Genomic DNA, 19,125 nt, shown 5'->3' on the forward strand with positions numbered 1-19,125 from the left:
GCTGAGTCATTATTGGGCAATCTCGGTGATGTCTTCGCCAAACCACTGCTGTGAGATGCGCGACATCGTGCCATCGGCGCGCAGGGCGTTAAGGGTTTCCACCAGCTTTGCGGTCCATTCCGGGTCACCCTTATCGGTGGCGATCCAGTTGGGTTCGGAGTACAGCGTTGACACGACACGCAGCTGCGTCATGCGCGCCAGACGAGGCTTAGCGGTGATGCGATCGGAGATCACGGCATCCAGGCGCTTGCCGGGACCGAGCGCCAGATTCTGGAAGGCGATGGCCTCATCGGTCGGGATCGCCTGCACGCTTTGGAACGGGAAGCTGATCGGCTTTCCCCCCGGGATCACGAGGCTTTTGTTGAGATAGCTTTCATAGCTGGAGCCAAGGCCCAATCCCACGCGTTTGTTGCTGAGGTCTGCCGCCGATTGAATCTGTTTTTCGTCTTTGTGCACGATCAGCACGGCGTAGGTGCTGTAGTAAGGTGTGGCGAAATCGAGGACTTTTTCACGCTCGGGGTTCGGCGTCATGGAACAAACGCACAGGTCCCAGCGCCCCTGCCAGCGTCCGCCGACGATGGCTTCCCAACCTGGCGTCGCCAGCTGCAGTTTGACGCCCAGCTTCTGTGCGATGGCCTTAGCGACATCCACGTCAAAACCGACCAGCTGATTATTATCATCGATGTAGCTGAACGGCGGATAGTCGTTGAACAGGACATTGCGCAGAACACCGGTCTGGTTGACCCGGTCGAGTGTAGTTCCGGCCTGAGAGGGGACGCTGGCGGCGCACATCGCCAAACCGAGCATCATCAATGTGAAAAGTTTTTTCATTTGTTTTCCCTATTAATCAGGATGCTAACTCTAAAATCCCTTTTACAGAATGGCGGCTCTCAGCGTAAAAAGCACGCTCAAAAGAAGTATCTTATAAATAGCAGGCGTGTCCTGTCAGCTATTACTCGCGCCGAATGACGACTCGCCGAACCTTGCGGCCCCGGCTTCAGGATCGTAAACGGGTAAAAAGCGGGGGAGAATACTCATGATAGGCCCCGTCGGCAAGTGCGTTCGGGGCAAAAGATGATTTAGTCGGCGGCGTAGCCGTGCGGCGGGATACGAATACCGTCCAGCCAGGCTTCGTTATCTTTCATTTTCAAACGCCCCTCCAGCAACCAATTGATCGCCAGCGGATAGATGGTGTGCTCCTGCGTCTGCACTCGCGCCTTCACATCCTGCTCCTCGTCGTCGTCGAAGATGGGAACGCGCGCTTGCAGTACGATGGGCCCGCCGTCCAGCGCTTCAGTGACGAAATGCACCGAGGCGCCATGCAGCCGGTCGCGATTTTTCATCGCCTGACGGTGCGTATGCAGTCCAGGGTATTTCGGCAGCAGGGAAGGGTGGATATTGAGTATTCTTCCCTCGAATCGGGAAACGAACTCCGCGCTGAGTATGCGCATATAGCCCGCGAGTACGATGACGTCGGGCTGATACTTCTCTATTTCGTCCGCCAGCGCCGCGTCAAAAGCGACGCGGTCGACCTCTTCAGTCGGGGACAACACGTGCGTTGGAATATGAGCGTCCTGCGCACGGGTCAATCCCCCCGCTTCGGGATTGTTGCTGAAAACGGCGGCGATCTTGCCTTTGACGCGGTTGCGTTCACAGGCAGAGATCAGCGCTTGCAGGTTAGTTCCTTCACCCGAAATCAGCACAACGATATTTTTCATGCGTTAATAACCACGGTTTCTCCGGTATCGGTACGGTTAATGTTACCGATTTTCCAGGCTTTTTCACCGTTGGCGTTCAGTAAAGCGATCGCTTCTTCTACCTGCTCGACCGGCAGGGCAACGATCATCCCCACGCCGCAGTTGAAGGTGCGGTACATTTCATGGCGGCTGACGTTACCGGCTGTTTGCAGCCAGTTGAAGACAGACGGCCACTGCCAGCTGGACTCGTCGAGAGTCGCCTGCATACCTTCCGGCAGGACGCGCGGAATATTTTCCCAGAAACCGCCGCCGGTCAGGTGGCAGATAGCGTGAGCATCCATTTTCTCAATCAGCGACAGGATGGATTTCACGTAGATTTTGGTCGGCGCCAGCAGGTGATCGGCCAACGGCTTGCCGTCCAGCTGTTCGGTTGCCGGATCGGTGTTGCTGAATTCCAAAATTTTGCGTACCAGCGAATAGCCGTTGGAGTGCGGGCCGCTGGAGGCTAATGCGATCAGGGCGTCGCCTTCGCGTACTTTGCTGCCGTCGATGATTTCTGATTTTTCGACAACGCCGACGCAGAAACCAGCGACGTCATAATCTTCGCCGTGATACATCCCCGGCATTTCCGCCGTTTCGCCGCCGACCAGTGCGCAGCCGGACTGTTTACAGCCTTCGGCGATACCGGTAATAACGCTGGCGGCGGTGTCCACGTCCAGCTTGCCGGTGGCGTAATAGTCGAGGAAGAACAGCGGTTCGGCGCCAGCGACGACCAAATCATTGACGCACATGGCCACCAGGTCGATGCCGATAGTGTCATGACGTTTCAGGTCCATCGCCAGACGCAGTTTGGTGCCGACGCCATCGGTGCCAGAAACCAGCACCGGCTCGCGGTATTTTTGCGGCAGGGCGCACAGGGCGCCGAACCCTCCCAGACCTCCCATGACTTCCGGGCGTCGAGTTTGTTTCACTACGCCTTTAATACGTCCCACCAATGCATTGCCTGCATCAATATCCACGCCTGCGTCTTTATAGCTGAGAGAGGTTTTATCGGTCACTGCGGAGTCCCCACGGAGGTTACGTTTGGTGATTGGAAAATGGAGCGGGGCAATTCTAACAGCGTAAGCAAACGTTTGCGAGCGGCGCGTACCGGCGGCGGTGTTTAGGAAATCAGGCGTCTAATTCCCCGACCGGCTTGATCTGGATCAGCCGCGGTCGTATGTTCTCGCTTGCTAAAGCGGTATAATCCGGCGATTTTTTTGCCGTCCGTAGCCGAAGGGGAGAAGAAAAATGAAGATCGTAGAGGTTAAACACCCACTAGTCAGACACAAATTGGGCCTGTTGCGCGAGCAGGATATCAGCACCAAGCGTTTTCGTGAGCTGGCGTCGGAAATCGGGAGCTGCTGACGTATGTCGCCACGGCAGATTTGGTCATGGAAAAAGTCACCATCGAAGGGTGGTGCGGACCGGTTGAAATCGACCAGATCAAAGGTAAAAAAATTACGGTTGTGCCGATTTTGCGCGCCGGTCTGGGGATGATGGAAGGGGTACTGGAAAATCTGCCCAGCGCGCGCATCAGCGTGGTGGGGATGTACCGTGATGAAGAGACGCTGGAGCCGGTGCCGTATTTCCAGAAACTGGCGTCCAATATCGACGAGCGTATGGCGTTGGTGGTTGATCCGATGCTGGCGACCGGCGGTTCCATGATCGCCACCATCGACCTGTTGAAGAAAGCCGGCTGCAAGCGTATCAAGCTGCTGGTACTGGTCGCGGCCCCGGAGGGGATTGCCGCGCTGGAGAAAGCCCATCCGGATGTTGAGCTTTACACCGCCTCCATCGATCAGGGGCTGAACGAACACGGTTACATTATGCCGGGCCTGGGTGATGCCGGCGACAAGCTGTTCGGTACCAAATAAGCAGATACGATGAGCCGGCTGAAGAGCCGGTTTTTTTGGGGCTTATTTTCCGGGGAGCTGTCTGCGCAGTAAGGCGGCGGCTCGCCCGGAAAGACGTTGTGTTCAAGCGGGGGCGATGGCTCCGCTGATTGGTTTTTCAACACCTCAGAGAAAGGAATAACAAGATGACTCGTCGCGCCATCGGCGTTAGTGAACGGCCACCGTTGTTACAAACCCTCCCGTTGAGCCTGCAGCACCTGTTCGCCATGTTCGGCGCGACGGTGTTGGTTCCGATTCTGTTTAAAATCAACCCCGCCACCGTGCTGCTGTTCAACGGTATCGGGACATTGGTGTATCTGTTTATCTGCAAGGGAAAAATTCCGGCCTACCTGGGATCGAGTTTCGCGTTCATCTCACCGGTGCTGTTGCTGCTGCCACTGGGCTATGAGCTGGCGTTGGGCGGATTTATTATTTGCGGCGCGCTGTTCTGTCTGGTGGCGCTGATGGTGAAGAAGATCGGGATCGGCTGGCTGTCGGTCATTTTCCCTCCCGCGGCGATGGGCGCCATTGTTGCGGTGATCGGTCTGGAACTGGCCAGCGTGGCGGCTGGTATGGCGGGGCTTCTGCCCGCCGATGGCGCGAGCGTCGACACCCATGCCGTGATTGTTTCGCTGGCGACGCTGGCTGTCACCATTCTGGGATCGGTGATGTTTCGCGGATTTCTGGCCATTATCCCTATTCTCGTCGGCGTGCTGGCGGGCTACGCGCTATCCTTTTTCATGGGCATGGTGGATTTGACGCCCATCGCTCAGGCGCATTGGTTTGCCATGCCGACGTTCTATACGCCGCGTTTTGAATGGTTTGCCGTGTTGTCCATTCTTCCAGCTGCGTTGGTGGTGATTGCCGAACACATCGGCCATTTGGTGGTCACGGCCAACATCGTCAAGAAGGATTTGATGCGCGATCCCGGGCTGCATCGTTCGCTATTCGCCAACGGGATCTCCACCGTGTTTTCCGGCTGTTTCGGCTCCACGCCGAATACGACCTATGGCGAGAACATCGGCGTATTAGCGTTAACCAAGGTTTACAGCACCTGGGTGATCGGCGGGGCCGCGGTGCTGGCGATCCTGCTGTCCTGCGTCGGTAAGCTGGCTGCGGCGATTCAGGCGGTTCCCGTGCCGGTGATGGGCGGCGTATCGCTGCTGTTGTATGGGGTGATTGCCGCGTCGGGTATCCGGGTGCTGATCGAATCGAAGGTGAATTACGATAAAGCGCAGAACTTGATCCTGACGGCCGTCATTCTGATTATCGGAGTCAGCGGCGCGAAAGTGCATCTCGGCGCCGTCGAACTGAAGGGGATGGCGCTGGCAACGGTGGTGGGTATTTCCCTGAGCCTGTTGTTCCGCGTGATTTCCGCGCTGCGCAAGGAAGAAGTCGTGCTTGATCCGACCGATGAAGAAACGCGTTCTTATTGAGATCGTGATGACTGGCGTCGCTGTCGTTGGCCGACGGCGGCGGCCTGACCCCGGCGCCAGTTGTGCTGCCGGTTCAACTGGGGAAAGTTTCTGTGATAGACTTGCCCCGTTTTCCTGCCCGTTAGGTTTGAGGTGCTTCTGAACACGCCGGCACAGCTTTCATTACCGCTTTATTTACCGGATGACGAAACGTTCGACAGTTTCTATCCCGGAGAAAACGCTTCGCTGCTGGCGGCGCTCTATTCGGCATTGACTCAGCGGCACGGTAGCTACATCTATTTCTGGTCGCGCCACGGCGGGGGCCGGAGTCATCTGCTGCATGCGGCCTGCGCCGAACTCTCTCGTAAAGACGAAGCCGTCGGCTATGTGCCGCTGGATAAGCGCGCTTATTTTGTGCCTGAAGTGCTGGATGGAATGGAGCAATTGGCGCTGGTCTGCATCGACAACATTGAGGCGATTGCAGGCGACGAAGAGTGGGAAATGGCGATGTTCAATCTCTATAACCGCATTCAGGAAGGCGGCCGTACGCGGCTGTTGATCACTGGCGATCGTCCGCCTCGTCAGCTTAATTTGCAACTGCCCGATCTGGCGTCCCGGTTGGACTGGGGGCAAATCTACCGCTTGCAGCCGTTGTCCGACGATGAGAAAGGCGAAGCCTTGCAGCTGCGGGCCAGACTACGCGGATTTGAGCTGCCGGAAGATGTCAGCCGCTTCCTGCTGAAACGGCTGGACCGCGAAATGCGAACGCTGTTCGTCACGCTGGATCAGCTCGACCACGCGTCTATCGCGGCGCAGCGCAAGCTGACCATTCCTTTCGTCAAAGAGATCCTTGATCTCTAGCCGCCCTTATTTCCGCGGCAAGATCGCCAGAACGTTCTCCGGCGGCCGTCCGAGCCGCGCCTGACCGTCGACCACGACAATAGGGCGCTCAATCAATTTCGGATGGTTTGCCATCGCCTCAATCAGCTGAGCCTCGCTCAGCGTCACGTCCGCCAGATGTAATTCCTGATAGAGCGCTTCATTGCGGCGCATCAAATCGCGCGCGTGGGTAAAGCCGAGCATCTGAAGGAGTTTACCCAGCGTATCGGCATCAGGCGGGGTATCCAGATAGCGGATGATCTGCGGTTGGATGCCTTGCTGCTGCAAGAGCGCTAGTGTTTCACGGCTCTTGGAGCAGCGCGGGTTGTGATATATCACCACTCGGTCATTCATTGCGTCATTCTCTTGTGTCATCAGGATTTATCGTATTGCTGGAAGCGTTTTTGCAGCGTGCGCAACTGGTCTATGCGGGCATCGTAGCGCGCCTGATCCAGGCTGCCGAGCTGGCTCTGAGCGCTGGCGTTGCTCAACAGGCGGATGGCCTGATCGAGCTTGTCGTTCAGCGCCAGGCTCTCAGCGCGAGCCGCCAGTTCTTCGCTGCGATTGCCCTGGTCGGCCGCCGCATGGGCGAGAAGCTCCCAGCCGTTGGGATCGCTAGGATTCGCGTAGGTATATTTATGCAGAAGCCGGCTGGCGGCGGCGGCTGATGGCCTTCCACATAGCGTTCGCCAGATTGAGCTGCAGCACCGGATTGACCTGCGCGTCCGGAATTTTTTGCAGACGGGCGATGGCCTGCGTCGCGCGCTGCTGACCAATATCAATATCGGTCATCAAATCCAGAAACCATGGATCGGTGGGCGATGTGTCGAGGAGGGGCTGGAGCGTTGCGCGCGCGCTGTCGTATTTCTTGGTCTGGTACGCCTGAATCGCCCGGCCATACTGCGCCGCCTCGCGTTCGCGCACGTTGCCTTTTTCCCAGTTGCTCAGAAGCGTAGCGGCGATCGGGTTGTCGTCCGATGAATACATCGTCAGGACACGAATACGCGCTAACAGGAAATCCTGCGACGAATGAACCGGCGTGGAACGCATCTGATTGGCGCGGTTGCGGGAGTCGGACAGTCGACTTTCCGGCAGCGGGTGAGTGAGCAGCATTTCCGGCGGCGTGGTGGCATAGCGCGTCTGATCGGCCAGACGCTGAAGGAAATTAGGCATCGCCTGCGGATCGAATCCCGCGCGTTGCAGCACCTGAATACCGATGCGGTCGGCTTCCTGTTCGTTGGCCTGCGTAAAACTGATTATGCCTTGCTGCGCTCCCGCCAGCGTGCCGCTCAGCGCCGCCATCCCCATCTGTGGATTCGCCATTGCCAGTAGGATCGACCCCAACGCGCCCGCCCAGGTCAGCGGCGCGCTGTTTTTTTGCGATTCGATGGCGCGCGCCAGATGGCGCTGGGTGACGTGGGAGATTTCATGCGCCAGTACCGAGGCCAGTTCGCTTTCATTTTCCACGTAGCGGAACAGGCTGAGTGGATCACCACGTTGCCGCCGAAAAAGGCGAAGGCGTTGATTTCGTCGTTATTGACCAGAAAGAAGTGAAACGGCGTCCGCACGGAGTCGGCGGATTTAACCAGCCGGTTACCGAGCTGATTGATGTACTGGAGAAGCAGGGGATCGTTGACCAGCGGGGCGCCGGCACGCAGTTTGCGGAGATAGAAATCTCCCATCTCTAATTCCTGGTTGATGCTCAGCGTAGCGCCTGCCGTCGTGCCGATATCGGGCAAACGATCCTGAACGTCAGCGCCGACGGCGACCGGGCTGCCGGCAAGCAGCGTTGTCGCCAACATCGCCATCACCGTCTGGTGAAGTCGGTTAGCCATTGTGCGTACCCCCTTGTGAACAGGGCGAAGTTTTTATCATGGTCTTCATCTTAGCCAGAGGTCGCCTGCAAAGGAAATACCCGGCATAAAAGACGGCGTTTGGAAAAGCGTGGAAGGTGTCAGAAAGGAAAGCCGCCGGTACGAAGCGTGCGTACCGGCGGAGATGCCGAGCCAGACAGGCGATTATTCGCCTTTCAGATAGCTGAGCACGATGTCATGGTGATTACTGGTTTTGAAGTTGTCGAAAACTTTTTCGACTTTGCCTTCCGCATCGATCAGGAAGCTGATGCGATGGATGCCGTCATAGGTTTTTCCCATGAAGCTTTTCTCGCCCCAGACGCCGAACTGAGCGGCAACCTGATGGTCTTCATCCGCCAAGAGCGTAAAGTTCAGCAGCTCTTTTTCCACGAAGCGGGACAGCTTTTCGGGTTTGTCCGTGCTGATGCCGAGGACTTCAACGCCGTAGTTCTTCAGATCGTCCATGTTGTCGCGCAGGCCGCAGGCTTGGACGGTGCAACCCGGCGTCATGGCTTTGGGATAGAAGTAAATCAAGACCTTCTGTCCCTGGAAGTCGGTTAAGTTAACAGGTTCGCCATCCTGATCGGGCAGGCTGAATTTGGGTGCGATATCGCCGGCTTTCAGTGTGGTCATCACTACTCTCCATCTCTCTTTTCGTGCTGTGGATAGTTCACCACGCTAATACTGCCTTGTGCTTGCAGTTCTGTACATAGCTGATGAAAGGCTGGCTCGATAATTGAGCCGTCCAGCGCTGCCGGACTGTGCGCGGTGATCTGAATATACAGCTTCGGCAGGGCGTCTCCGATAGCCGGCTGGGTCTTGGAAACCAGTTCGGCGATGTTCATCTGCTGGGAGTCAAACAGGTCGGTAAACCGCTCGATGATATGCGGGGAGTCGACCACCTCAACCTTGACCCATACCGTCGCAGGCATGGGCGGACGTGCGTGCGACTCCGTCCGTTTCATCACGATCAGTAATTCCAGCTCGGCGCCGATGATCGGCAGCGTGGACTCGATCCGGGCGATGGCGTTCCAACTGCCGGAAAGCAGCATGATAAAGGTGAACTCTTTGCCCAGCATGGCAAGACGGCTATCTTCAATGTTGCAGCCGCTGCTGCTGACATGACGCGTAATCGTATTGACGATGCCGTTGCGGTCGGCCCCCAGCGCGGTGATAACCAGATAGTGTTCTTGAGGGCTAGGCAAAATGGCGCTTCCTGTTCAATGTGTCGAGAACTACATGGTACACATAAAAAAAACCGGCTGCCAAGCGCAGACAACGGCGCTTGCGCGCTTGCTTTTGCATGGACGTCAAAAGTACCATGAGGCACTTGTTTTTGGAGGGGATGGTCAATGTTTACGGGAAGTAGTGTTGCTCTGATTACACCGATGGACGCCAAAGGCGCGGTCGATCGTGCGGGTTTGAAGAAATTAATCGATTACCACGTTGCTAGCGGAACATCGGCGATTGTCTCGGTCGGTACCACCGGAGAGTCCGCCACGCTCAGCCACGACGAACACGGCGACGTGGTGATGTTGACGCTGGATCTGTGCGACGGCCGCATTCCTGTTATCGCCGGTACGGGCGCTAATTCTACGGCGGAAGCCATCTCCCTGACCCAACGTTTCAACGACAGCGGTATCGCGGGTTGCCTGACGGTGACGCCGTACTACAACCGACCGACTCAGGAAGGGCTGTTTCAGCACTTCAAAGCGATTGCCGAACATACCGACTTGCCTCAAATCCTCTATAATGTGCCTTCCCGTACCGGCTGCGACCTGCTGCCGGAAACCGTTGCCCGTCTGGCCGTCATCAAAAATATTGTCGGAATTAAAGAGGCAACGGGGAACTTAAGCCGCGTGACTCAGATCCAAGCACTGGTGAATGACGACTTCTTGCTGCTGAGCGGCAACGACGACATCGGTCTGGACTTCATGCAACTGGGTGGCCACGGCGTGATTTCCGTCACGGCGAACGTCGCCGCGCGTGAAATGACGAAAATGTGCTCGCTGGCGGCGCAAGGCAAATTTGAAGAAGCTCGTCGTCTTAACCAACGGTTGATGCCGCTTCATCAGAAACTGTTTGTAGAACCCAATCCGATTCCGGTGAAGTGGGCCTGTAAGGCATTGGGATTGATAGCGACCGATACGCTGCGTCTGCCGATGACGCCTCTGACCGAAAGCGGTCGCGAGGCGGTAGGACAGGCGTTAAAGCAGTCTGGTCTGCTGTAATCGTTAGGGAGTTTGAATGAGTTCTTCATTGCAAAAGTCAATGGTGGCAACCGTGGTCGGCCTTTCGCTGGTCACGCTGCTGACAGCCTGTACCAACGATCAGCGCTATAAGCGTCAGGTCAATGGTGATGAGTCTTACCTGCAGACGCCAGAGCACCGCGCGCTGAACGTCCCGTCGGGCATGATTCTGCCGTTGCAAAACGGCGACTATGATTTGCCGCCGATTAATCCAAACGGTCAGGTGGGCAAAAATCTGGATATTCGTCCGCCGATGCAATCGCTGGCGCTGCTGAACGGCTCACGCGGTCAGGTGAGTGGCAATACCGCGACCCTGCTGCTGGAAAACAGCGCACAGAATAGCCAGCTGTGGTCCCAGCTCGTTCAGGTGATGCAGTCTAAAGGCTACACCATCGACAACCGTCAGGATGCCAGCCAGACGCTGACGACCGGCTGGATCAGCTGGAATTCCGAAGAAGAAAAAGAACCGCCTTATCAGGCGCGTTATGAAGTGTCGTTGAAGCCTCAGGGCTATCAGCTGGCGCTGGGCGTGAAGCTTCTTGCTTTGCAGCAGAACAATGCGACGCTGGATGATGCCTTCCTGACGCAACGCTACACGAGCCAGATGATGAACTCATTGTCTGATGGCCTGGAAAAAGCCGTGTCCGCCCGTGAAAATGCGCAGTCTCATCGCGGTAGTCAGTCTCTGGATGTGCAGAGCGCCGCCGATGATGCCGGCCTGCCGCTGATCGTGGTGCGCGGAAGCTATGTTCAGGTCTGGGATCGTCTGCCGAAAGCGTTGGAAAACAGCGGGATGACGGTGAACGATCGCAGCCGTCCTCAGGGTTCGGTCTCCGTGACCTACCGCTCGCTGAGCAGCGACCGCTGGGATGCGCTGGGCGCGAAAGATCCGAAGCTAACCAACGGGGATTACAAACTGCAGGTTGGCGACCTTGGCAACCGCAGTAGCCTACAGTTCATCGACTCGAAAGGACATACGCTCACCCAGTCGCAAAACGACGCGTTGGTGGCGGTGTTCCAGGCAGCGTTTAATCGATAAGTGTTCAGGGCCGGATAATCCGGCCTTTTTTTATTCTATTGTCAACGCGTTAACTATCACGGGCCATGCGCCGATGGCCCTCACTGTGTGGAGTAATGAAGATGCAAAAGCTAGCTGAGTTGTATCGCGGAAAAGCGAAAACGGTTTACACCACGGAAGATCCCGATCTGCTGGTGCTGCAGTTTCGCAATGATACGTCAGCGTTAGATGGTCAGCGCATTGAGCAGTTTGATCGTAAAGGGCTGGTGAACAACAAGTTCAACCATTTCATCATGAGCAAGCTGGAAGAAGCGGGCATCCCGACTCAGATGGAACGTCTGCTGTCTGATACCGAAGTGCTGGTGAAAAAGCTGGATATGGTGCCGGTCGAATGCGTGATCCGTAACCGTGCCGCGGGTTCGCTGGTGAAACGTCTGGGCATCGAAGAAGGCGAAATTCTGAATCCGCCGCTGTTTGACCTGTTCCTGAAGAACGACGAAATGCACGACCCGATGGTCAACGAATCGTACTGCGAAACCTTTGGTTGGGTGAGCGAAAAACATCTGGCACGTATGAAAGCCTGAGCTATCAGGCGAATGACGTCCTCAGCAAGCTGTTCGACGATGCCGGACTGATCCTGGTGGACTTCAAGCTGGAGTTTGGTCTGTTCAAAGGCGAAGTCGTGCTGGGCGATGAGTTCTCGCCGGATGGCAGCCGTCTGTGGGACAAGAACACGCTGGATAAGATGGATAAAGACCGTTTCCGTCAGAGCCTGGGCGGTGTGATCGAAGCCTACGAAGAAGTTGCCCGCCGTATCGGCGTTTCTTTAGACTAAAAAAGCAATCGTTTTCGTTCCGCCGTCAGGGATTCAAAAACCTGACGGCGCTCCCATCGTTCGACCGTACTGCCACGCCTCCCAAGATTGAACGCCGGTCCTATCATGATCGGTGGTATTATTGCCCGCCGTATTTTCTGTTTTCCCCCGCAAGGAATTTTCATGGCCAATTTAGACCCGACGCTATTGATTTTACTGGCGCTGGCCGCGCTCGGCATCATTAGCCACAACATGACCGTCACGCTTGCCATTCTGGCGTTGTTGGCGGTACGTATCACGCCGTTAAACAACTACTTCCCTTGGGTGGAGAAATACGGTCTGACCGTCGGCGTACTCGTGTTGACGATCGGGGTGATGGCGCCCATCGCCAGCGGAAAAATCAGCGCGGGTGACGTGATGCACTCGTTTCTGCACTGGAAATCGCTGCTGGCGGTGCTGATCGGCGTGATGGTGTCCTGGCTGGGCGGTCGCGGCGTTGCGCTGATGACCAATCAACCCTCCGTCGTGGCCGGATTACTGGTCGGTACGGTTATGGGCGTCGCGTTATTCCGCGGTGTTCCGGTCGGCCCGCTGATTGCGGCCGGTCTACTGTCTTTGCTGGTCGGTAAAGGCGGCTGACGTTTTGTCGGACACTGCAGTTACCGTTATCGACGCGCTTGTCGCCGAACAATCGACGCTGTCGCAGGCCGGTATTCGCCGCGTGCTGACGATCAGCGGCGATCGCGAATGGTGTGTAAAACAGGCTCGGATGTTGCGGCAGGCGCTCCCCGGCGACTGGCCGTGGGTCGGCAAGACGGCATCAGAATCGGCGATGGCGGCGTCTCAACTGAAAGGGACGTTGGGGCAGGAGTTCCTGCACGCGGTTTTTGATGCTCACGATGGAGTGGACGCCGAGGCGCTGGCGATTTTGGCGGGGACCCTCAAAGCCGGAAGCTGGCTGCTGCTGCTGGTGCCCGATTGGGAGAGCTGGCCGCATTGTCCGGATGCGGACAGCCTACGCTGGAGTGAAAGCGCAACGCCAATCGCGACGCCCGCGTTTATCCACCGTTTGCGTGAAGCGCTGCTGTCTGATGGGGATGCTGTGGTTTGGCGCCAGTCGATGCCGTTGAGCCTGACGCCGCGTTGCGCGCGGCCAGCCTGGCATGTGCCGGACGGCATGCCCACGCAAGGGCAGCAGGATATTTTGCAGCAGCTACGGGCTGCCCGGCATGCGGTCTATGTGATCACCGCGCCGCGAGGGCGAGGGAAATCGACGGTCGCAGGCCTGTTCGCTCAACAATATCGCGATCGCTGCTGGGTGGTTGCACCTTCCCGCGCGGCCAGCGATGTCTTGCTCAGACAGTCGGGCGATGCGGTTTCATTCTGGTCGCCGGATAACCTGCTGGCACATTGCCGTCAGTACGGCGGCGGCGCGGAGTGGCTGCTAATTGACGAGGCGGCGGCGATCCCCTCTTCGGTCCTCACTGACATGTTGTCCTATTTCCCCCACGTGCTCATGACGACCACGGTGCTGGGCTACGAAGGGACCGGACGCGGTTTCTGGCTTAAATTTTGTGCCGGACTACCGGACTGTCAAATGCTGGAACTGAGTGAGCCGTTACGCTGGGCCACCGACGATCCGCTGGAACGCTTGTTGGATCGCGTCATGCTGTTTCAGGCCGAAAACCGTCTGGCGGGGCAACATTCAACGTCGCCTGTCACTTTGGTTAGCAATGAGGCAGCCGGATGGACTCGCTTTCCGACTCGTCTGGAACAGTGTTACGGCCTGCTGTGTAGCGCCCACTATCGCACGTCCCCGCTGGACTTGCGTCGCCTGCTGGATGCCCCCGGTATGCACCTTGCCACGGCCCGTAGCGGCGACAGCCTGTGCGGCATCATCTGGTCGGTGGACGAAGGCGGGCTAGATGTTGGGCTGGCACGCGATGTGTGGGCCGGACGTCGGCGGCCGCGCGGCAATCTGGTCGCCCAGTCGCTGGCGGCTCACGGCAATCTGTGGATGGCGCCGCAGCTGCGTTCCCGGCGGATCAGCCGGATTGCGGTGCTGCCTTCTGCGCGACGAGAAGGCATCGGACAAGCATTAGTGCGGGAACACCAGCGGCAGGGCGAGCAAGAGGGCATGGACTTTTTGTCGGTCAGTTTCGGCTACGAACCTGAGCTGTGGCGGTTCTGGCGGCACTGCGGCTTTCGTCTGGCGCGGATCGGCAGTCATATTGAGGCCAGCAGCGGCTGCTACAGCGCGATGGCGTTATTACCGCTGAGCGATGCCGGCAAGACGCTGGCGCGAGAGGCCGCGCGCCAGCTGGCTCGTGACTGGCGCTGGTTACGACGGGATATCCCGCTGACGCTGAATATTGAGCTTGACGACGATAGCGCGTTGGATGACGCCGACTGGCTTAATCTGTGTGGATTTGCTTTCGCCCACCGTTCTCCTCAGGCGAGCCTAGCCTCGCTGTGCCGACTGTTGGCGTATACCTCCCTGGCGCTGCCTGCGCTCAGACTGTGGCTGGATGACGGCGCGCAAGAGAGCCAATGCGTCGAGCGATTGGGGCTAAGCGGAAAAAAAGCCTTGCTGCGTCGCTGGCGCGAAGAAACCGCAGAGGCTTTGGCTCACTGCGATAACGCTGTTCTCCAACGCGCGCGGCAGTGGCTGGCTTAGTTTTTCTCTTCTGTTAACTCTGTTGACGCTTCTGCGCGCGATGATGATGCCGTGCAGGATTATGCAACAACTCGTTCAATAAACCTCAATATTGGGCGATGAGCGGCGGGCGTATAGTGAAGCAATAGGCTCAGACGTCAGCTCGTAGGAGAGAACAGATGAAACACGAATACGTTGTGGTACAACAACCTTCCGTTCCCCGGCAGTTATTCCTGCTGTTTCATGGCGTAGGGGACAACCCGGCGTCGATGGCTGAGATCGGCCGCTTTTTCGCCGATGCCTTTAAAGAAGCGCTGGTCATTAGCGTGGGCAGCCCGAAAGGCGACGATGGCCATCGCCGCTGGTTCTCCGTGCAGGCGATCACCGAGGCGAATCGATCCGAGCGTATTCAGAGCACGCTACCCGATTTTATTGAGACCATTCGCTCTTGGCAGGCGCAGAGCGGTATCCATGCGAGCCACACGGCGCTGGTGGGGTTTTCGCAGGGCGCGATTATGATCCTTGAAGCCTGAAGGCGGAACCGAAATTGGCCGGGCGCTCCGTAATCTTCAGCGGCCGCTACGCGACGCCGCCGGAACAACCGCTGCCGGATGATAGCGTGGTGCATATACTGCACGGCGAGGACGATCAGGTGATCTCATCCGAGCATGCGTCTCTGGCGGCACAGCGGCTGCAAATGCTGGGAGCGGATTTTACGCTGGATTTGGTCCCAAGTTTAGGCCACGCCATTGATATGCGCATGATGGACTTCGCCTTAGACCGCCTCCGGTATTACATTCCTCAGCGATACTGGGATGAGGCGGTGCAGGGGAAACGCGGAGAGCTGATCGCCTTTCGTTAAGCCTTCGCAGCATCTCTGTCCTGAAGGTTTACGTCGTTTAGGCGGGGGGCTCTCAGCCAAGAAAGGCGGGTGAGGCGCGTTGCAGTCAGCTCCGCGCCTGCGGTTTTCGCGGTTGTAGCGAAAGAAGGTCAAACAGGATGGAAAACTACTTTTTGTCCTGTTTTTTATCTTGTTGCTTATCTTTCGGCCAATCGTCTTCTTCATCCCACTGCGCATTGTTGTCGCGGTGAGGCGGAAGTTCAGGCTTGTCTTTCAGGAATCGTTTGTGATCTACGCGACTTAAATCCTTGATCCCATTAATTAACATCCCTACCAGAATCAGCAGAATGATCCACCAGTAATCAGCCAGCCATGCCATATTATGCCTCATCGACAGCGTGTATAAATCGAGTGAACAGCGCGGGAAGGTGGGGTTTCAGCCAGTCAATACCCGCGATGTCCTCACCTTCCCAAGCCTCAATAATGATCTCTGGCGACAGCAACATCATGGCCTCGCGGGCCAGCGGTAGATAGCTGATGTGCCAGGGTTCAATGGCGACGCCGCCTTTGTCATGGGCATACGGACGATAGAAATCGTACGTCCCCATGTGTTCGGTCAGCCACTGATTGAGCTCGAAAAAATGACCGCCGGATTCATATTCCCACGGTTCGAGCTGCAATGACTGTCCTGATGGCAGCCGATCGGGATCGTATACGTCCAGTTCGGTGCCCCAATGATGGCGGCTTCCTCCCGGCAGGCAGACCAGCGTAGGATCGCCTCACAGCGTTCAGGAACATCCAGCGATAGTGCGTCCACCGGTTGGCTGTCGTGCGATAACAGCGGCCGTTGTCCGGTGAATTTACCGTTCCATATCAGCCGCTGACGCTCAAAGTCGCGAAATGTGCTGGCGGGTTGAAGATTGAATCCCGCCTGTCGCGCTTCTTGCTGCAACGCCCGAAAGGCATTGACCGCTTCGGCCTGTAGGCGATGCTGTCCTGTCAGCGTCATCAGATGCTGATGCTGTTTTCCGGTCAGCATGGCGCGGGTGATCATGCGATCAGTTGCTCCATAATCCGTTGATACATCCGGCTCAGCAGTTGTAGATCGGCTGCGTTCACGCACTCGTCCACTTTATGAATAGTGGCGTTCACTGGCCCCAGCTCCACCACCTGCGCGCCCATCCGGGAGATAAAGCGTCCGTCCGAGGTGCCGCCGGTCGTGAGCAACTGGGGGGTTAATTCGCTGTAGTGCTCGACCGCGTTGACGACGGCATCCACTAACGCACCGCGCGCCGTCAGGAAGGGCTGACCCGACAACCACCAGTCCAAAGTATAGTTTAGCTGATGACGGTCCAGCAGCTCGGCAACGCGCTGTTTGATGATCTCGTCCGTCAGTTCCGTACTGAACCGGAAATTGAACTGGACCTGCAGTTCGCCGGGGATCACATTATTGCTGCCGGTACCGGCTTTGATATTGGCAATCTGCATACTGGTGGGCGGGAAGAACTCGTTGCCCTCATCCCATACGGTGGCAACCAGCTCATTCAATGCCGGCAGCGCACGGTGGACAGGGTTGTCCGCCAGGTGCGGATAGGCGACATGTCCCTGAATACCGTGAATACGAAGGTTGGCGGTAATCGAGCCGCGGCGGCCGTTCTTGACGACGTCGCCCACTCGGCTGGTGCTGGACGGCTCACCGACCAGGCAGTAGTCCAGACGTTCCTGACGCGCCATCAGCGCTTCGACCACCTTGACGGTGCCGTGCGTCGCATCAGCCTCTTCGTCGGAAGTAATCAAAAAGGCGAGTCGGCCTTTATGTTGGGGATTTGCGGCGACGAAACGCTCTGCGGCGACGACCATGGCCGCCAGCGAGCCTTTCATATCTGCCGCGCCACGGCCATACAGCATGCCGTCGCTGATAGTGGGTTCGAAGGGAGGATGTTGCCACAGGCTGGCGTCTCCGCTGGGAACCACGTCGGTATGACCGGCAAAGGCCAGCGTTTCTCCCGTTCCACGCCAGGCCCAGAAGTTCTGTGTTTCACCGAAGTTCATCTTTTCGACGGTGAAGCCGATGGCCTCGAGACGTTCAATCATGAGCGTTTGACAGCCTGCGTCGTCGGGGCTGAGGGACGGACGTTTAATTAATTGCTGCGCAAGTTCGATGACGGGGCAGGACACGTTATTTCTCCTCCGCAAAAAATTGCTGGTAGCTATCTTCGCTGAAACCAAGCAGCGTTTTCCCATCCTCGGTCACTAACAAAGGACGTTTAATCAGCGCTGGCTGCTCCAGCATAACAGCTTTTGCCGCGGCGGAATTATCGATCGCATCGCGCCGGGCTTCGTCCAGCTTGCGCCAGGTCGTACCGCGCTTATTGACCAACGGCTCCCAGCCGAGGCTGTCGATAAACGATTGCAGCAGAGCATCGTCCAGTCCGTCTGTTCGGTAGTCATGAAAACGATAGTCAATCTGGTGGGCCTCCAGCCAACGGCGGGCCTTTTTGATGGTGTCACAGTTCTTGATACCGTACATGGTCGTCATGGCTAATAAACCCTTTGTTTTTTATTAGGAATTAGTATGCAGATCATACCGTTTAATTTAGGTCCGATGCCATACCAATCTGTTGGCGTTTTTATGTAAAGTCAGGCGCCGTGACTGGAAGTGGGAAGTGGGCGGGTCATCATTTATCCGGTGTCGGAGTGGCGGTCGATGAACAAATGAGGAAACCTGAGTAAATAAAAGAGGCTATTATTTGAGGCCTATTGATTATCCTCTGCCACTTTGAGATCGACGCGTAGCGTGGGGCGCGCTGTATGAATTTCACACTGCGCTTTTAGCTAAAAATGCGGTATCGCCTTTGACGGCCTCTTCTGAGTGATTTTTCCTTATCCCAAAAAATGAATAAAAAATGGCGTCAGATAGTTGTAAAAAGCATATCGCGCGCGAATGCCGGTCATAAAAGGCGCTGGTCGAATTTTTTAATGCTTTTTATTGCATTTCGTCGATGTTCAGCTGGACAAATGCTTCATCTATTGCTGTACTGTGCATGACACAGAGTTTGTGTCTTTCATTCATGTTAAAGGTAAGTTTGATGTCTAAGATTACAGGTAGCGTTAAGTGGTTTAATGAGTCCAAAGGATTCGGTTTCATTACTCCTGAAGATGGTAGCAAAGACGTGTTCGTACACTTCTCTGCCATCCAGAGCAATGGCTTCAAAACTCTGGCTGAAGGTCAGCGTGTAGAGTTTGAAATCACTAGCGGTGCAAAAGGTCCTTCTGCTGCTAACGTTATCGCTATTTAATTATACCGATTTCTAAAAAAACCCGCCCATTGGCGGGTTTTTATTTTTCAGTGAGCAGCCAGCCAACTGACAACAGAAAAAGCGAGCGCGGCCAGCGCCAGCGAACCGACAAAGCTCAACACCATATAGATCCCTGCCGTTAACCACTGACCTTCCTGAATCATTCCCAGCATTTCCACCGAGAACGTGGAGAACGTCGTTAAGCCGCCGCAAAAGCCGGTCGTCACCACCAGTTTCCAATGCGAAGGTAAATCCGGTAAACGAACAAAATAGCTTGCTGCTGCCCCAATGATTGCCGCGCCAATCAGGTTTGCCATCAGCGTCCCGATCGGTATTTCCGATGTGCCGTTGTTGAAACGCAGATTGAGCAGCCAGCGCGCGACGCAGCCAATGCCACCACCAAAAAACACAGCCAATAAATTAGCGTACATGGACATCTTTTATTTCCACAGCAAGTTGGGCTAATCTCG

At 56.5% G+C, this 19,125-nt stretch carries 17 protein-coding genes and 5 pseudogenes; 10 read left to right on the plus strand and 12 right to left on the minus strand.

Annotated elements, in window-relative coordinates; all coding sequences use genetic code 11:
- Positions 1-9: 9 nt before the first annotated feature.
- From AU509_RS03245 to purM, 3 genes are all read right to left on the minus strand, one after another.
- Positions 10-831 carry a transporter substrate-binding domain-containing protein gene (locus AU509_RS03245; protein WP_085652101.1) on the minus strand — a complete coding sequence of 274 codons (822 nt, stop codon included), beginning with the start codon at positions 829-831 and terminating at the stop codon, positions 10-12.
- Between the two features lie 248 nt (positions 832-1,079).
- Positions 1,080-1,718, minus strand: a complete 639-nt coding sequence (gene purN, locus AU509_RS03250) for a phosphoribosylglycinamide formyltransferase (protein ID WP_094117648.1) — start codon at positions 1,716-1,718, stop codon at positions 1,080-1,082.
- Positions 1,715-2,755: a phosphoribosylformylglycinamidine cyclo-ligase gene (gene purM, locus AU509_RS03255; protein ID WP_094117649.1), complete on the minus strand. Its 1,041-nt coding sequence runs from the start codon at positions 2,753-2,755 to the stop codon at positions 1,715-1,717. The genes purN and purM overlap by 4 nt, the downstream gene beginning before the upstream one ends.
- A gap of 232 nt (positions 2,756-2,987) precedes the next feature.
- Here purM and upp point away from each other — a divergent pair.
- The 3 genes and pseudogenes from upp to hda all read left to right on the plus strand — a co-directional run bounded on the left by upp (position 2,988) and on the right by hda (position 5,907).
- Positions 2,988-3,613 (plus strand): annotated as a pseudogene (upp, locus tag AU509_RS03260) (uracil phosphoribosyltransferase).
- A gap of 164 nt (positions 3,614-3,777) precedes the next feature.
- Positions 3,778-5,067, plus strand: coding sequence for a uracil permease (gene uraA / locus AU509_RS03265; protein ID WP_085652105.1), 1,290 nt, complete (start codon positions 3,778-3,780; stop codon positions 5,065-5,067).
- Positions 5,068-5,199: 132 nt separating this feature from the next.
- Positions 5,200-5,907 carry a DnaA inactivator Hda gene (gene hda, locus AU509_RS03270; protein WP_085652106.1) on the plus strand — a complete coding sequence of 236 codons (708 nt, stop codon included), beginning with the start codon at positions 5,200-5,202 and terminating at the stop codon, positions 5,905-5,907.
- A gap of 6 nt (positions 5,908-5,913) precedes the next feature.
- On the opposite strand, the gene arsC is transcribed toward hda, so the two are convergent.
- The 4 genes and pseudogenes from arsC to AU509_RS03290 all read right to left on the minus strand — a co-directional run bounded on the left by arsC (position 5,914) and on the right by AU509_RS03290 (position 8,983).
- Positions 5,914-6,279: an arsenate reductase (glutaredoxin) gene (arsC, locus tag AU509_RS03275; protein ID WP_094117650.1), complete on the minus strand. Its 366-nt coding sequence runs from the start codon at positions 6,277-6,279 to the stop codon at positions 5,914-5,916.
- 20 nt (positions 6,280-6,299) lie between these two features.
- A pseudogene (gene bepA, locus AU509_RS03280) lies at positions 6,300-7,733 on the minus strand (beta-barrel assembly-enhancing protease).
- Between the two features lie 210 nt (positions 7,734-7,943).
- Positions 7,944-8,411: a thioredoxin-dependent thiol peroxidase gene (gene bcp / locus AU509_RS03285; RefSeq protein ID WP_085652109.1), complete on the minus strand. Its 468-nt coding sequence runs from the start codon at positions 8,409-8,411 to the stop codon at positions 7,944-7,946.
- Between the two features lie 2 nt (positions 8,412-8,413).
- Positions 8,414-8,983 carry a glycine cleavage system transcriptional repressor gene (locus AU509_RS03290; RefSeq protein ID WP_085652110.1) on the minus strand — a complete coding sequence of 190 codons (570 nt, stop codon included), beginning with the start codon at positions 8,981-8,983 and terminating at the stop codon, positions 8,414-8,416.
- A 147-nt stretch (positions 8,984-9,130) separates the two neighbouring features.
- Here AU509_RS03290 and dapA point away from each other — a divergent pair, with 147 nt between their 5' ends.
- The 6 genes and pseudogenes from dapA (at position 9,131) to ypfH (ending at position 15,377) form a co-directional block, all read left to right on the plus strand.
- Complete coding sequence (dapA, locus tag AU509_RS03295; RefSeq protein WP_094117651.1) at positions 9,131-10,009, plus strand: 4-hydroxy-tetrahydrodipicolinate synthase; 879 nt, start codon at positions 9,131-9,133, stop codon at positions 10,007-10,009.
- 16 nt (positions 10,010-10,025) lie between these two features.
- The gene (gene bamC / locus AU509_RS03300) at positions 10,026-11,066 is read left to right on the plus strand and encodes an outer membrane protein assembly factor BamC (protein WP_094117652.1); all 1,041 of its coding nucleotides are present in this window, start codon (positions 10,026-10,028) and stop codon (positions 11,064-11,066) included.
- A gap of 95 nt (positions 11,067-11,161) precedes the next feature.
- Positions 11,162-11,880 (plus strand): annotated as a pseudogene (gene purC, locus AU509_RS03305) (phosphoribosylaminoimidazolesuccinocarboxamide synthase).
- A gap of 162 nt (positions 11,881-12,042) precedes the next feature.
- Positions 12,043-12,498: a DUF441 domain-containing protein gene (locus AU509_RS03310; protein WP_085652114.1), complete on the plus strand. Its 456-nt coding sequence runs from the start codon at positions 12,043-12,045 to the stop codon at positions 12,496-12,498.
- 28 nt (positions 12,499-12,526) lie between these two features.
- Positions 12,527-14,536: a tRNA(Met) cytidine acetyltransferase TmcA gene (locus AU509_RS03315; RefSeq protein WP_094117734.1), complete on the plus strand. Its 2,010-nt coding sequence runs from the start codon at positions 12,527-12,529 to the stop codon at positions 14,534-14,536.
- Between the two features lie 158 nt (positions 14,537-14,694).
- Positions 14,695-15,377 (plus strand): annotated as a pseudogene (gene ypfH, locus AU509_RS03320) (esterase).
- Positions 15,378-15,522: 145 nt separating this feature from the next.
- Here ypfH and AU509_RS03325 read toward each other — a convergent pair.
- The 4 genes and pseudogenes from AU509_RS03325 to AU509_RS03340 all read right to left on the minus strand — a co-directional run bounded on the left by AU509_RS03325 (position 15,523) and on the right by AU509_RS03340 (position 17,895).
- The gene (locus AU509_RS03325; RefSeq protein ID WP_085652116.1) at positions 15,523-15,735 is read right to left on the minus strand and encodes a YpfN family protein; all 213 of its coding nucleotides are present in this window, start codon (positions 15,733-15,735) and stop codon (positions 15,523-15,525) included.
- Between the two features lies 1 nt (position 15,736).
- Positions 15,737-16,410: pseudogene (locus AU509_RS03330) on the minus strand (M15 family metallopeptidase).
- The gene (dapE, locus tag AU509_RS03335; protein WP_094117653.1) at positions 16,407-17,534 is read right to left on the minus strand and encodes a succinyl-diaminopimelate desuccinylase; all 1,128 of its coding nucleotides are present in this window, start codon (positions 17,532-17,534) and stop codon (positions 16,407-16,409) included. Before dapE ends, AU509_RS03330 begins: the two are co-directional and overlap by 4 nt.
- 1 nt (position 17,535) lies before the next feature.
- Positions 17,536-17,895, minus strand: a complete 360-nt coding sequence (locus AU509_RS03340; protein ID WP_094117654.1) for an ArsC family reductase — start codon at positions 17,893-17,895, stop codon at positions 17,536-17,538.
- A gap of 550 nt (positions 17,896-18,445) precedes the next feature.
- Between AU509_RS03340 and cspE the strand changes: the two genes are divergently transcribed.
- The gene (gene cspE / locus AU509_RS03345; RefSeq protein ID WP_026738919.1) at positions 18,446-18,655 is read left to right on the plus strand and encodes a transcription antiterminator/RNA stability regulator CspE; all 210 of its coding nucleotides are present in this window, start codon (positions 18,446-18,448) and stop codon (positions 18,653-18,655) included.
- 47 nt (positions 18,656-18,702) lie between these two features.
- Here the strand turns inward: cspE and crcB are convergent, their stop codons facing one another.
- Complete coding sequence (crcB, locus tag AU509_RS03350) at positions 18,703-19,086, minus strand: fluoride efflux transporter CrcB (protein WP_085652145.1); 384 nt, start codon at positions 19,084-19,086, stop codon at positions 18,703-18,705.
- Positions 19,087-19,125: the final 39 nt, after the last annotated feature.

It is taken from the genome of Lonsdalea britannica, from assembly GCF_002111595.1.
Classification (GTDB): domain Bacteria; phylum Pseudomonadota; class Gammaproteobacteria; order Enterobacterales; family Enterobacteriaceae; genus Lonsdalea; species Lonsdalea britannica.